The 13,012-nt window shown below is 65.4% G+C and carries 10 protein-coding genes; 6 read left to right on the top strand and 4 right to left on the bottom strand.

Annotation, left to right across the window (positions count from 1 at the left end; all coding sequences use genetic code 11):
• Nucleotides 1-14: 14 nt before the first annotated feature.
• Nucleotides 15-935, top strand: coding sequence for a LysR family transcriptional regulator (locus AC1RKI_RS10270; protein ID WP_061959350.1), 921 nt, complete (start codon nucleotides 15-17; stop codon nucleotides 933-935).
• Nucleotides 936-940: 5 nt separating this feature from the next.
• On the opposite strand, the gene AC1RKI_RS10265 is transcribed toward AC1RKI_RS10270, so the two are convergent.
• The gene (locus AC1RKI_RS10265) at nucleotides 941-1,240 is read right to left on the bottom strand and encodes an AsnC family transcriptional regulator (protein WP_227461213.1); all 300 of its coding nucleotides are present in this window, start codon (nucleotides 1,238-1,240) and stop codon (nucleotides 941-943) included.
• A 171-nt stretch (nucleotides 1,241-1,411) separates the two neighbouring features.
• Between AC1RKI_RS10265 and AC1RKI_RS10260 the strand changes: the two genes are divergently transcribed.
• The gene (locus AC1RKI_RS10260) at nucleotides 1,412-1,882 is read left to right on the top strand and encodes an Lrp/AsnC family transcriptional regulator (protein WP_061959348.1); all 471 of its coding nucleotides are present in this window, start codon (nucleotides 1,412-1,414) and stop codon (nucleotides 1,880-1,882) included.
• 33 nt (nucleotides 1,883-1,915) lie between these two features.
• Here AC1RKI_RS10260 and AC1RKI_RS10255 read toward each other — a convergent pair whose 3' ends face one another.
• Nucleotides 1,916-2,860, bottom strand: coding sequence for a DMT family transporter (locus AC1RKI_RS10255; protein WP_492797453.1), 945 nt, complete (start codon nucleotides 2,858-2,860; stop codon nucleotides 1,916-1,918).
• A 147-nt stretch (nucleotides 2,861-3,007) separates the two neighbouring features.
• Here AC1RKI_RS10255 and AC1RKI_RS10250 point away from each other — a divergent pair, with 147 nt between their 5' ends.
• On the top strand, nucleotides 3,008-3,478 hold the full coding sequence (locus AC1RKI_RS10250) for an Lrp/AsnC family transcriptional regulator (RefSeq protein WP_061959346.1): 471 nt from the start codon (nucleotides 3,008-3,010) through the stop codon (nucleotides 3,476-3,478).
• 33 nt (nucleotides 3,479-3,511) lie between these two features.
• Here AC1RKI_RS10250 and AC1RKI_RS10245 read toward each other — a convergent pair whose 3' ends face one another.
• Nucleotides 3,512-4,132 carry a uracil-DNA glycosylase family protein gene (locus AC1RKI_RS10245; protein ID WP_492797455.1) on the bottom strand — a complete coding sequence of 207 codons (621 nt, stop codon included), beginning with the start codon at nucleotides 4,130-4,132 and terminating at the stop codon, nucleotides 3,512-3,514.
• A 72-nt stretch (nucleotides 4,133-4,204) separates the two neighbouring features.
• On the opposite strand from AC1RKI_RS10245, the gene msrA reads away from it, so the two are divergent.
• Both msrA and uvrA read left to right on the top strand, forming a co-directional pair.
• Nucleotides 4,205-4,714: a peptide-methionine (S)-S-oxide reductase MsrA gene (gene msrA, locus AC1RKI_RS10240; protein WP_061959344.1), complete on the top strand. Its 510-nt coding sequence runs from the start codon at nucleotides 4,205-4,207 to the stop codon at nucleotides 4,712-4,714.
• 164 nt (nucleotides 4,715-4,878) lie between these two features.
• Nucleotides 4,879-10,731 (top strand): excinuclease ABC subunit UvrA, encoded by a 5,853-nt coding sequence (gene uvrA, locus AC1RKI_RS10235; protein ID WP_492797457.1) that lies wholly within the window; start codon nucleotides 4,879-4,881, stop codon nucleotides 10,729-10,731.
• Here the strand turns inward: uvrA and AC1RKI_RS10230 are convergent, their stop codons facing one another.
• The gene (locus AC1RKI_RS10230) at nucleotides 10,732-11,475 is read right to left on the bottom strand and encodes a TetR/AcrR family transcriptional regulator (protein WP_492797459.1); all 744 of its coding nucleotides are present in this window, start codon (nucleotides 11,473-11,475) and stop codon (nucleotides 10,732-10,734) included.
• Between the two features lie 301 nt (nucleotides 11,476-11,776).
• On the opposite strand from AC1RKI_RS10230, the gene AC1RKI_RS10225 reads away from it, so the two are divergent.
• On the top strand, nucleotides 11,777-12,934 hold the full coding sequence (locus AC1RKI_RS10225; RefSeq protein WP_061959342.1) for a porin: 1,158 nt from the start codon (nucleotides 11,777-11,779) through the stop codon (nucleotides 12,932-12,934).
• The last annotated feature ends 78 nt before the right edge of the window (nucleotides 12,935-13,012 follow it).

Here is a 13,012-nt window from a genome sequence, read left to right as displayed (position 1 = left end):
CACGGCAGGTCACGATGATTGAAGTCCGGCACTTCCGTTCGTTGGTGGCGATTGCCGATTCGGGCAAGCTGGCCACGGCCGCCGAACGCGTGCACGTGAGCCAGTCGGCGCTATCGCATCAGATCAAGGCCATCGAGGCCCATTACGGCATGCCGTTGTTCGACCGCACGCGCCAGGGCCTGCGTTTCACGGCGGCGGGCGAGCGCCTGCTAGCGCTGGCGCGCGACACATTGGCCGCCATCAGTGCCGCCGAACGCGACCTGCTGCGCCTGCAAAGCGATACCCGAGGCGAGCTGCGCGTGGTGCTGGAATGCCATACCTGCTTCGACTGGCTGATGCCGGTGATGGACGAATTCCGGCGGCGCTGGCCCGAAGTGGAGATCGATCTGGTGGCGGGCTTTCATGCCGATCCGCTGGCGTTGCTGACCCAGGGCAAGGCCGACATGGTGATCGGATCCAGGCCGCCGACCAAACGCGGTCTGCGCGTGGCGCCGCTGTTCCGCTTCGAGATCCTGGCGGTGATCGCCAACGAACACCGGCTGCGCAACAAGCGCCGCATCGAAGCGGTCGATCTGGCGGGCGAGACGCTGATTACCTACCCAGTGCCGACGCAGCGCATCGACCTGATTCGCGAGGTGCTGGAGCCGGCCGGCATCCACCTGGAGCGACGCACGGCGGAGCTGACCGTGGCCGTGCTGCAACTGGTGGCCAGCCGCCGCGGCGTGGCTGCGCTGCCGAACTGGGGCGTCAAGAACTACGTCGACCACGATTACGTGTTGGCCAAGCGTATCGGCACCAAGGGGCTGTGGAGCGAGCTGTATGCGACGGTGCCGGCGCCGATTGCGGATCGCCCCTACGTGGACGATTTCGTTGCCATCGTGCGCGACATCTGCGCGGCCGATCTGGACGGCATCGAGCTGTTAAGCGACGCGTAGGTGCGTCAGGCCACCAGTACCAGCGTGTCGGCGTTGGGTGCGTCGTCGGCCGGCGCGTCTTCCGAGAATTCCGCATCGACGATCGTGACGTCGACGCCCTGCGCCACACGACGCACGAACAGTTGCAGCAGATCCGCCAATGCGGCTTCGCAGCGCAGATGGACCGCGTTGGCCCGTTCGGCGTCGAAACGCAGTTGCAGCAGTGTCAGGCCGGTGCGGCGCGCGTTGGCCAGCACCCATTCCAGGCTGCCGAAGACATCGGCGCGGTCGAGCTGAAGGGCGAGTTGGAGCGATGGCAGCGACATGACACGGGTCCGGAGAATGTGGAGGAGCGAAGCAAAAGCGGTCAGGCAAATGTACCAGCGCCGCCGCGAAATGGGCTTCTGAAGTTTCTTCGAAACTTGTCTAAATGGAGAAGAATTATCCGAGATGGTTTAGATTATCGGTAAATTCTTTTTACCGATCCCATTTCTGTCGTGACAACCATCCCCAAACTCGATGACATCGACCGCCGCATCCTGCGCGAGCTGCGCCGCGACGGGCGCATTTCCAACGCCCGGCTGGCCGAACGTGTCGGGCTGTCGGCCACGCCATGCTGGAATCGCGTGAAAGCACTGGAAGACGCCGGCGTGATCAGCGGCTACGCCGCGCTGCTGAACCAGAAGGCGCTGGGATTGCCCGATACCGTGCTGATCGAGGTCACGCTCGACCGCCATGACGACGACATGCTGCATCGGTTTGGCGAAGCGCTGGCGCAACTGCCCGAGGTGCTGGAAGCCCATCTGCTGACGGGCGAGTATGACTATCTGATCAAGGTGGCCGTGGCCGGCACCGAAGGCTACGAGGAATTTCTGCGGCACAAGCTGTACAAGCTGCCGGGCCTGCGCCACAGCCATTCCACCTTCGTGCTGCGCACGCTCAAGCGCGAACCGTCGGTCGAGCCCTGAGCGCTGCAAGCGCACGCGGAAGGCGCGCGCCGCTCAGCGCACGCCCGATCCGCCCAAGCGGCCGAGGCGGCCCAGGCGCGGCGCGAGCGCCGTGGTTACCACGCCCAGCGCAATCAGCGCGAGCCCGGCGGAGAGATCGGCCGAAATGCGCTCGTGCCAGACCATCGCCGACAACACCAGCCCGATCACCGGCACCCCGAGCATTGCGATGGACGTGGCGGCCGGCGGCAGCGACTGCGTGACATTGAGCACGACAATGAACGTCAGCGCCGTGGCCAGCGGCCCGGTATAGGCGATAGCCGGCCAGATGGCGGCCATGGCCGAGACGTCCGGCGCGCCGTCGCGCAGGCAGGCCAGCACCACCAGCGGCGCCGTTGCCACCGCGCATTCCCACGGAATCATGTCCGCGCCGAGCCGCACGTGACGATTCGCACGCAGTTGAATGATGCTGATCGACCACGCCAGCGAGGCGCCGAGCAGCATGGTCAGGCCCATCACGGCATGCAGTTGCCAGCCGCCCAGCGCCGGCGCGACGATCACGCCGATGCCGGCGTAACTGAAGGCGGTGGCCAGCCATTGCCAGCGCGACGGGCGTTCTCCCAGCACCAGCGACGACATCGGAATCACCCAGATCGCCGTGGCGTAGGCCACCACCGAGGCACGCCCAGGCGGCACATACTGCAGCGCCCACAGCGCCAGCGCGGTGAAGGCTGCCATCTGCAACAGGCCGACGCCCGCCACCAATGGCCACTCCGCGCGCGTGGGCCAGCGCACGCGCCGCATCGCGCCCAGCACCACGAAGCTGATGATTGCCGCCGAGCCAAAGCGCAGCGCCGCGAACCACAGCGGACTGACGTGCGACAGGCCGAATTTCATCACCGGCCAGTTGCCGCCCCAGATCAGTACGGCGCCGATCAACGGCAGAAACGACTTGAGGCTGTTTGCGGCGGGGGTGGCGGCAGAGGCGGGGGCGGACATGGCGCGAGGGGCTTTTCAGGCCGTTTCGAGACGGGTTTCGATAGGGAAAGTCTACGATTCATTGCGCCGCAGCATTGTCCGGATCACACTGTGCGGATGGGCTTATTCAGCATAGAATGCCGCTTATTCAATTATTGAAAGCGGAATATGCTGGACATCGACCTCGACGCCACCGATATCCGGATCCTTCACGAATTGCAGCGGGACGGCAGCCTGACCAATGTGGAGTTGGCCAGCCGCATCAATCTGTCTGCCTCGCCGTGTCTGGCGCGGGTGAAGCGCCTTGAAAAAATCGGCGTGATCTCGCGCCGCGTGACGCTGCTCGACGCGCGGCGGCTGGGTTTGAAGGTGGTGGTGTTCATTTCGGTGTCGCTGGACAAGCAGCGCCGCGAAACGCTGGACACGTTCGAGCGCAAGATCGCGGCCCTGCCGCAGGTGATGGAGTGCTATCTGATGTCCGGCGACGCCGATTACCTGCTGCGCGTGGTGGTGCCGGACGTGGAGGCGCTGGAGCGGCTGATCATCGATCAAATCACGCGCATTCCCGGCGTGGCCAGCATCCGCTCCAGCTTTGCCCTGAAGCAGGTGCTGTACAGCACGGCCTTGCCGCTGGGATAGCCGGGCGCCATCGTTGTGGATTGGCGCCCGGTGTTACAACTGCAGCCGGGCGCAAACCGCGGCGCGCAGCGCAGGCAGCAGTTCCGCTTCGAACCACGGATACTGGCGCATCCACAGCACGACGCGCCACGACGGGTGCGGTAGTGGGAACACGTTGGGGCCGTATCGACGGAAATCGGCGACGATGTCGGTCATCGACGCCTTCGCCGAACCGCCCGGCACGCGCCGCGGCACATAACCCGCCAGCGCATGGCTGCCCACCAGCAGCGTCAGCCGATCTTCGGGCAGGCAGGCCAGCACCCGTTCATGCCACAGCGGCGCGCATTCGCGCCGGGGCGGCAGATCGCCGCTTTTGCCCTTGCCCGGATAGCAGAAGCCCATCGGCACGATCGCCACGCGCGCAGCGTCGTAAAACGTTGAATTGTCCAGCCCAGTCCATTCGCGCAGGCGGTCGCCGCTGGCATCGTCGAACGGCACGCCGCTAGCATGCACGCGCGACCCGGGCGCCTGACCGACGATCAGGATGCGGGACGTGGCGCTGAACTGCAGAACGGGGCGCGGCCCGGCCGGCAGGGCGTCGGCACAGCGGGTACAGGCGGAAATATCGCGCTGGAGCGATTGGACGACACCCTTTGCGCGGTGGGGGAACTGCATGGCAATCGAGCGAAATTTGCGGCGTGTGCGTATATTACCGGGCTCGATGCATGACGACGCAAAGGACCCGACATGACCACGCAAACCGAAACCGCAATCCTGGCCGGCGGCTGCTTCTGGGGGATGCAGGACCTGCTGCGCCGCTACCCCGGCGTGCTGACCACGCGGGTGGGCTACACCGGCGGCGATGTGCCCAATGCCACCTATCGCAACCACGGCACGCATGCCGAGGCGATCGAAATCGTGTTCGATCCGACGAAGATCAGCTATCGGCAGATCCTGGAATTTTTCTTCCAGATCCACGACCCGACCACCCGGAATCGTCAGGGCAACGATGTCGGCACCAGCTACCGGTCGGCGATTTTTTACGTCGATGACGAGCAGAAGCAGGTGGCCGAGGACACCGTGGCCGACGTCGACGCATCAGGCTTGTGGCCGGGCAAGGTGGTCACCGAGATCGTCCAGGCCGGCCCTTTCTGGGAAGCCGAGCCCGAGCATCAGGATTACCTGGAACGCATCCCGCACGGCTACACCTGCCATTTCATCCGCCCGAACTGGAAGCTGCCGCAACGCGCCCGGTGAGGGCCCGTGGATGAGCCGATTCTGATTTTGCGGATTGTCGGTTGGCTGTCAGGAGAACTGTACATTTATACAGTATAGTGATGGCATTTCCGCGCGCGCAGGCGCGCTCCGAGGCGAGAAACCGCTTCGGGTTTCCTCTCCAACTCATTGATCCGAGGGAAAAATTGTCAGATTCCGGCACGATCCGCATCCGCGGCGCCCGTCAGCATAATCTCAAGAACGTCGACCTGGACCTGCACACCGGGCAGATGACCGTCGTGACGGGGCCGTCCGGCTCGGGCAAGTCCAGCCTGGTCTTCGACACTCTCTACGCGGAAGGCCAGCGCCGCTACGTGGAGACCTTCAGCGCCTACGCGCGCCAGTTCCTGGACCGGATGGACCGTCCCCAGGTTGACCGCGTCGACGGCGTGCCGCCGGCCATCGCCATCGACCAGACCAATCCGGTGCGCAGCTCGCGCTCCACGGTCGGCACGATGACCGAGCTCAACGACCACCTGAAGCTGCTGTACGCGCGCGCGTCGGAACTGTTCGACCGCCAGACCGCGCTGCCGGTGCGCCACGATTCGCCCGAGACGATCTATGCCGAGCTCCAGGCTCGCACGGCCCCCGGCCAGCCCTTCGCCGACGCCCGGCTGGTGGTGACGTTCCCGGTCGAGCTGCCGGAATCGGCCACCGACGAAGAGGTGGAACAGTGGCTGTCGGTGAGCGGCTATACGCGCGTGCATGGCCAGCGCGTAGTCGCGTCGGCCACCGGCAAGCGCCGTGTGCTGGACGTGGTGGCGGACCGATTCCGCATCGGCAATGTGGAAAAGGCGCGCGCCGTCGAAGCCATCGAGGCCTCGCTCAAGCGCGGCGGCGGGCGGGTCAGCGTCAGCGTGGTTACCGATGACGGCGACGGCCCGGTCTGGAAGTTCTCCACCGGCCTGCACAGTCCCGAAAGCGATATCCGCTATGCGGATCCGCAGCCGGCGCTGTTCTCGTTCAATTCCGCCTATGGCGCGTGCGAAACCTGCCGGGGCTTCGGCCGCGTGATCGGTGTCGATCTCGGCCTGGTGATTCCCGATGGACGCAAGTCGCTGCGCGACGGCGCCATCAAGCCGATGCAGACGCCGGCCTGGAAGGAATGCCAGGACGACCTGATGCGTTATGCGGCCAAGGCCGGCATTCCGCGCGACCTGGCGTGGAACCAGCTCAGCGAGGCTGAGCAGCACTGGGTGATCCATGGCTCGCCGGACTGGAACGGGCAGTGGAACAAGCAGTGGTACGGCGTGATGCGGTTTTTCAACTATCTGGAGTCGAAGGCCTACAAGATGCACATCCGCGTGCTGCTGTCGAAATATCGCAGCTACACGCCGTGCGAAACCTGTGGCGGCGCACGCCTGAAGACCGAATCGCTGCTCTGGCGCCTGGGCAGCAAGGACAACGCCGATGCGGTGCTGGCGCCCGCGCAGCGTTTTCTGCCGCGTGGCGTCGAGTGGTCCCGCGCCCAGCTGGAGTCGTTGCCGGGCCTGACCGTGCATGACCTGATGCTGATGCCGATTGCGCGCATCCGCCGTTTCTTCGACGACCTCACGCTGTCGAGCGCGCTGCTCGACGATGCGCTCAAGCTGCTGCTTGCCGAAGTGCGCACGCGTCTGAAGTACCTGTGCGACGTCGGCCTCGGCTATCTGACGCTGGACCGGCAGAGTCGCACGCTATCTGGCGGGGAGGTCCAGCGGATCAACCTGACCACCGCGCTGGGCACGTCGCTGGTCAACACGCTGTTCGTCCTGGACGAGCCCAGCATCGGCCTGCATCCGCGCGATCTGAACCGCATCGTCGAGGCCATGCACCGCCTGCGCGACGCGGGCAACACGCTGGTGGTGGTCGAGCACGATCCGTCGGTGATGCTGGCGGCAGACCGTCTGATCGACATGGGGCCCGGCCCCGGCGAGCGCGGCGGTTCGATCATCTTCGACGGCACGCCGGCGGCTATCCGCAAGGAAGCGACGCTGACCGGCGATTACCTGGGCGGTCGCCGCCGCGTGACCGACGCGACCGACTGGCAGTTGCGGCCCGTGGACGCCGCGACGCCGCGCTTGCGCCTGGAAGGCGCCACCGAGCATAACCTCAAGGATGTGACGGTAGACATCCCGCTGAACCGGCTGGTGTGCGTGACCGGCGTGTCGGGCTCGGGCAAGTCGACGCTGCTGCAGGACGTGCTGTATCCAGCCATGGCGCGCCATTTCGGCAAGGCTACCGAATCGCCGGGCGCGTACCGCGATCTGGTGGGCGCCGAGCAACTCGACGACGTCGTGTTCGTCGACCAGTCACCCATCGGCAAGACCGCGCGCTCGAATCCGGCCAGCTACGTGGGCGCGTTCGACGAAATCCGCAAGCTCTTCGCCAAGGCGCCGCTGGCGCTGCAGCGCGGCTACACGGCCGGCACCTTCAGCTTCAATTCCGGCGACGGGCGCTGCCCCACATGCGGCGGTTCCGGTTTCGAACACGTCGAGATGCAGTTTCTGTCCGACGTCTACCTGCGGTGTCCCGACTGCGATGGCACGCGCTATCGCGCCGAAGTGCTCGAAGTGAAGATCGAGCGCGCCGCGCGCGGCCAGCCGGCACGCGCGCTGAGCGTGGCCGATGTACTCGAACTGACGGTCAGCGAGGCTACCGCGCTGTTCGAGGGCGATGCGGGTGTGCTGCGCGTGCTGGCGCCGATCGCCGACGTGGGCCTCGAATACGTCAAGCTTGGCCAGCCCGTGCCGACGCTATCGGGCGGCGAGGCGCAGCGCCTGAAGCTGGCCGGCTTCCTGGCCGAAACCGCCGCGGCGCAACCGGCCAGGCAGCGCAAGGCCGTGATCCTGCCGCGGCGCCTGTTCATGTTCGACGAGCCGACCACCGGCCTGCACTTCGACGATATCGCCAAGCTGATGCGCGCGTTTGGCAAGCTCCTGGACGGCGGCCATTCGCTGATCGTGATCGAACACAACCTTGACGTGATCCGCGCGTCGGACTGGATCATCGACCTGGGGCCGGAAGGCGGCGATGCCGGCGGGCAACTGCTGTGCGTCGGGACGCCCGACGACGTCAAGCGCTGCGCCGATTCCCATACCGGTCACGCGCTGATCGCCTACGACCAAGCCGTGGGCGAGGCCGGCACATTGGCCGCGGAGCGCGCCGAACACGGTCTGCCGCTGCAGGCTGCGGTGCAGGCGGCGCGTGCGCGGCGCGCGGTGGAGGGCGAGGGCGTGGTGCGCATCGTCAATGCCCACGAACACAACCTCAAGGCGCTCAACGTCGATATTCCGCACGGCAAGTTCAACGTGATCACCGGCGTGTCCGGTTCCGGCAAGTCGACGCTCGCCTTCGACATCCTGTTCCACGAAGGGCAGCGCCGCTATCTGGAATCGCTGAACGCCTACGCGCGGTCGATCGTGCAACCGGCGGGCCGTCCCGAAGTCGATGCGGTCTATGGCATTCCACCGACTGTCGCCATCGAGCAGCGGCTGTCGCGCGGCGGTCGCAAGAGTACCGTGGCCACCACGTCGGAGGTCTGGCATTTCCTGCGGCTGCTTTATATGAAGCTTGGGATCCAGCACTGCGTGCATGACGGCGCGCCGGTCACCTCGCAAAGCCCGGCGTCGATCGCCGCGCAGTTGCTGCGCGATCATCGCGGCCAGCACGTGGGTTTGCTCGCGCCGCTGGTGGTCAACCGCAAGGGTGTCTACACGGACCTGGCGAAGTGGGCTCGGGCGCGCGGCAACACGCATCTGCGTGTGGACGGCGAATTCCTTCCCGTAGATCCGTGGCCGCGCCTCGATCGTTTTCGCGAGCACACGATCGAGCTGCCGGTGGGCGATATCGTTGTGTCCCCGGACAACGAAGCCGAGCTTCGCGCGCTGCTGGACCGCACGCTGGAACTGGGCAAGGGCGTCATGCACCTGCTGGCGCCGCTCGACGGCCTGCACGATGCGATGCAGGACGGCGAACGAACCGCGCACCTCGGTCAGACGAAGGTGTTCTCGACCAAGCGGGCGTGTCCGGTTTGTGGCACGAGCTATCCGGAACTCGATCCCCGGCTGTTCTCGTACAACAGCAAGCACGGCTGGTGCGGCACCTGCGTGGGCACGGGCCTGGCGCTGACGCGCGAACAGCGTGCGGCGTTCGACGACACCGTGGTGGGCGGCGATGACCGTGGCCGCGAGCAAAGCCTGCCGTCCGAGGAACAGGAACCCGAAGGCGTAGGCGACACACCGTGTCCCGACTGCGAAGGCACGCGCCTGAACCCGGTGGCGCGCGCTGTCACGTTCGATGCCCATGCGATTACCGACGTGGCGCAGTGGACCGTGTCCGACACGCGTCGCTGGGTGGACGGACTGCGCTTGAAAGGCCGCGATGCGGAAATCGCCCGCGACGTGGTGACCGAGATCGCTAGCCGTCTGCAGTTTCTTGAAGAAGTCGGGCTCGGCTACCTCAGCCTGGACCGCGCCGCGCCGAGCTTATCGGGCGGTGAAGCGCAGCGCATCCGGCTTGCCGCGCAGCTCGGCAGCAATCTGCAAGGCGTTTGCTATGTCCTGGACGAGCCGACCATCGGCCTGCATCCGCGTGACAATCAGATTCTGCTCGATGCGCTGCGCAAGCTGGGCGACAAGGGCAATACGCTGGTGGTGGTCGAGCACGACGAAGACACGATTCGTCGCGCCGATCACATCATCGACATCGGGCCCGGCGCCGGCAAGCGCGGCGGCCATCTGGTGGCGCAGGGCAATGTGGCCGCGCTGTCCGCCGCCGTGGATTCGACCACGGGCAAGTTCCTGGCCCGTCCGATGGTCCATCCGTTGCAGCCGCGCAGGCCGGTCAAACCCGCGCGTGCGGGCAAGGAAGCAGAACCGGCGCAGTGGCTGACCGTGCATGGCGCACATCTGCACAATCTGCGCGATGTCACGGCGCGTATTCCGTTAGGGCGTCTGGTGGCTATCACCGGGGTGTCGGGGTCGGGCAAGTCCACGCTGGCGCGTGATGTGCTGATGACCAACCTGCTCGATGCGGTCGGCCGGTCGGTGATGTCGTCTCCCGCCACGCGCCGGGCGCGTGCAGCGGCAGAGAAGGCAGGCAAGCCGACGGCGACCAGGGCGCTCGATGTCGAACACGCGTGGCATGGCTGCCAGGACATCACGGGATGGGAATCGATCGACCGTGTGCTGGAGGTGGACCAGACCCCGATCGGCAAGACGCCGCGCTCGTGTCCGGCCACGTACATCGGCGTCTGGGATGCCATTCGGAAGCTGTTTGCCGAAACACTGGAGGCCAAGGCGCGCGGATATAGCGCGTCGCGCTTCTCGTTCAACACCAGCGACGGTCGTTGCCCCGCTTGCGAAGGGCAAGGCGTGCGGACCATCGGCATGAGTTTCCTGCCCGACGTCAAGGTGCCGTGCGATGTCTGTCACGGGCAGCGTTTCAATCCGGAAACGCTGGCGGTCACGTGGCGCGGCAAGAATATCGGCGACGTGCTGACGATGGAAATCGACGAGGCCGTGGAGTTTTTCTCCGCCATCACGCAGATTTCGCATCCGCTGCAACTGATGAAGGACGTGGGCCTTGGTTACCTCACGCTGGGCCAGCCGTCGCCCACGCTGTCGGGCGGGGAGGCGCAGCGCATCAAGCTGGTGACGGAGTTATCGAAGGTGCGCGACGACATCACGCGGCGGGGCCAGAAGGCGCCGCACACGCTTTATGTGCTCGATGAACCGACGGTGGGGCTTCATATGGCCGACGTCGCACGGCTCATCCGCGTGCTGCATCGGCTGACCGACGGCGGCCACAGCGTGGTCGTGATCGAGCACGATCTCGACGTGATCGCCGAAGCGGACTGGATTCTCGATCTTGGTCCCGAAGGCGGCGCGCAGGGGGGGACGATCGTCGGTGCGGCCGATCCGGAGGCGTTGGCACGGGTCCCGGCCAGCCATACCGGCGCGGCGCTGGTGCCGGTGCTGGCGCGCACAGCACCGGATGCGGTGCGCGCGGCGGGCTGATCAGCGCGTCGCGGGCGGCTTCGTCTTGCGCGGCGGCCTTGGGCCTGCCAGGGCCGCCGCGCAGAAATCCACCAGTTCTTCAATGGGCGGATCGAGTCGCGCGCGCTTGCCGCGCTCGCGCACCCAATGCGCCATCGAGTACACCACGGTGTCCATGAACCAGATCATGCGCAGCTTCATGACATCGCGCGGCACATCGGGCAACAAGGTGTAGATATGCGCGCGCACACGGTACAGCGCGCTCATCGCGGTCTTGTCGACCAGCCCTGTGTTCAACAGCCCCGGGCTGAAGGTGGTCTGCGCCAGCACCTGCAAATAATTGATGCCCCAATCTGTGTGCAGCACGACGTCGACCAGCGGAAATATCGTGGCGTACACCACGCTGTGAATGTCGATCGGCTTGTCGCTTGCTTCGAGTTCATCGAGGCAGCGGTTGCGGATCCGGTTGACCTGATGCAGCCTCCTGTTCAGCAAATGACTGACCAGCGCTTCGCGCGAACCAAAGTGGTAGTGCAGGGCAGAGCGATTGCGCTGCCCGCTTTCCACCACGATCTGGCGTAGCGGCACCTGCTCCACACCCTGTTCGGCGAACAGGCGTTCGGCAATCTCCAGAATCCTCCGCGCCGTGTGGGTCAGCTCGCCGTCCGCCTCCGGGTCGTCGTCCCGGGTGCTGCCGCGGGTTTTGCCCATGGCGTTTGCTGACGGTTCGGCGGCAATCATGGCGCGCGCTTGCTTGAGCTTCATGGCGTGTCTTTGCCGGGCCTTGGGGGCTGTCGTTATCAGAATGAAAGCCTCGCAAGGATACGGAAAAATCCGATGTCCTACATCTGGTGTGCATCGGATTTCCTTCAGATTTTGCCCGTACCTCGGGAAAGTCCTAGGTAACTGAACGCGCGGATGTCGTTAGCCTGCGTCCATGCCGATTTAATACGAGAGATTAATTTGGCATGCATCGCGCGGTCGATGGAGGAAAGATCGCACTGCGGGCGCTGGTGGGAGACAACCGGCGCCATGGCCACCACACCAGAAGACGGAACCATCCAACATGAAGAAGACGCTGTTCGCCGCAATGGCTGGCGCGCTGCTGGCACCAGCCGCCTGGGCACAATCGTCCGTGACGCTCTACGGGGTAGTTACCACGAGCATCCAGTACGTCAACCACGTACAGAACACCAACAACGGAGTGCTGACGCCGGGCAGCGGCTCGGCGGTGTTCATGAACTCCTCGGGTATCGCACAGTCTCGGTTCGGCTTGCGCGGCGTGGAAGACCTCGGCGGCGGCCTCAAGAGCATCTTCGTGCTGGAAAACCAGTTCAATACCGATGATGGCAAGCTTGGCAACGGCGGTCTGCTGTTTGGACGCCAGGCCTTTGTCGGCCTGCAGAACGATTGGGGCAAGCTGACGTTCGGCCGTCAGTACACGTCGTCGTTCCTGACCATCGGCAGCTTCACACCGGTGGCCTATGCACCGGAATTCGAGCCCGTGGTGGGCATCGCCGGACCGAATTTCCGCGAAAACAACGTGGTGCAGTACCAGGGTACGTTCGGCCCGCTCACCGCCATCGCGCACTGGTCGTTCGGCGAGCGTTCCGGCACGTTCGCGGCCGGATCCGCCTACGGCGCTGGCGTCGCCTATGCGACAGGCCCGTTCGGGCTGGCTGCAGCCTATGACGAAGTCAAGACGCTCAACGCCGCGCAGGCGACCGGCGCATCGGGATCCAACGACTACGGCCGCGACATGCGCGCCACCGTTGCCGGCAGCTATCGCCTCGGGCCGGTCAAGATGGTGGCGGGCTTCCGCTGGGGCAACTCGGTGGCGCCGGCCACCGGCACGCCCACACTGCTGCCGCATCGCGACAACATGTACTGGGCCGGGGTGAACTGGGACGCCACGGCGGCGCTGCGCCTGACGCTGGCCTATTACTACGACGACATCAAGTCCGCGACGATCGGCGGCGTGCAGACCAATCCGAAGAATCCGCAGCAATACCTGGCAGTTGCGGATTACCAGTTCTCCAAGCGCACCGACGTGTTCTTTGCCGTGAACTATGCGCGCAACGCGTCGCTGAACTGGGACAACATCGCGTATCTGCCCAATGGGCAGTCGGTCGGCTATCTGCCGTCGACCTCGCAGGTTTACTACAAGACGCCCGATGCCAGCGGCCAGCTTGGCGTGTCGCTGGGCCTGCGCCACGTGTTCTGATTTCTGATCGAAGCGGGGTACCTGGTCCGAGAAACCGGAAGACAAGCGAGGCGCCGGCGCGGCACTCCACAACGCGCG

Source organism: Cupriavidus sp. GW822-FHT06G04 (assembly GCF_058799075.1).
The sequence above is the reverse complement of the archived record's forward strand: the minus strand, read 5'-3'. Positions and strand labels throughout refer to the sequence as shown.

What these genes read in the sequence shown, in the direction of transcription:
- AC1RKI_RS10270 (WP_061959350.1), top strand. Translation starts at nt 15, where the DNA reads ATGATTGAAGTCCGGCACTTCCGTTCGTTGGTGGCGATTGCCGATTCG.
- AC1RKI_RS10265 (WP_227461213.1), bottom strand. Translation starts at nt 1,240, where the DNA reads ATGTCGCTGCCATCGCTCCAACTCGCCCTTCAGCTCGACCGCGCCGAT.
- AC1RKI_RS10255 (WP_492797453.1), bottom strand. Translation starts at nt 2,860, where the DNA reads ATGTCCGCCCCCGCCTCTGCCGCCACCCCCGCCGCAAACAGCCTCAAG.
- AC1RKI_RS10250 (WP_061959346.1), top strand. Translation starts at nt 3,008, where the DNA reads ATGCTGGACATCGACCTCGACGCCACCGATATCCGGATCCTTCACGAA.
- AC1RKI_RS10245 (WP_492797455.1), bottom strand. Translation starts at nt 4,132, where the DNA reads ATGCAGTTCCCCCACCGCGCAAAGGGTGTCGTCCAATCGCTCCAGCGC.
- msrA (WP_061959344.1), top strand. Translation starts at nt 4,205, where the DNA reads ATGACCACGCAAACCGAAACCGCAATCCTGGCCGGCGGCTGCTTCTGG.
- AC1RKI_RS10230 (WP_492797459.1), bottom strand. Translation starts at nt 11,475, where the DNA reads ATGAAGCTCAAGCAAGCGCGCGCCATGATTGCCGCCGAACCGTCAGCA.
- AC1RKI_RS10225 (WP_061959342.1), top strand. Translation starts at nt 11,777, where the DNA reads ATGAAGAAGACGCTGTTCGCCGCAATGGCTGGCGCGCTGCTGGCACCA.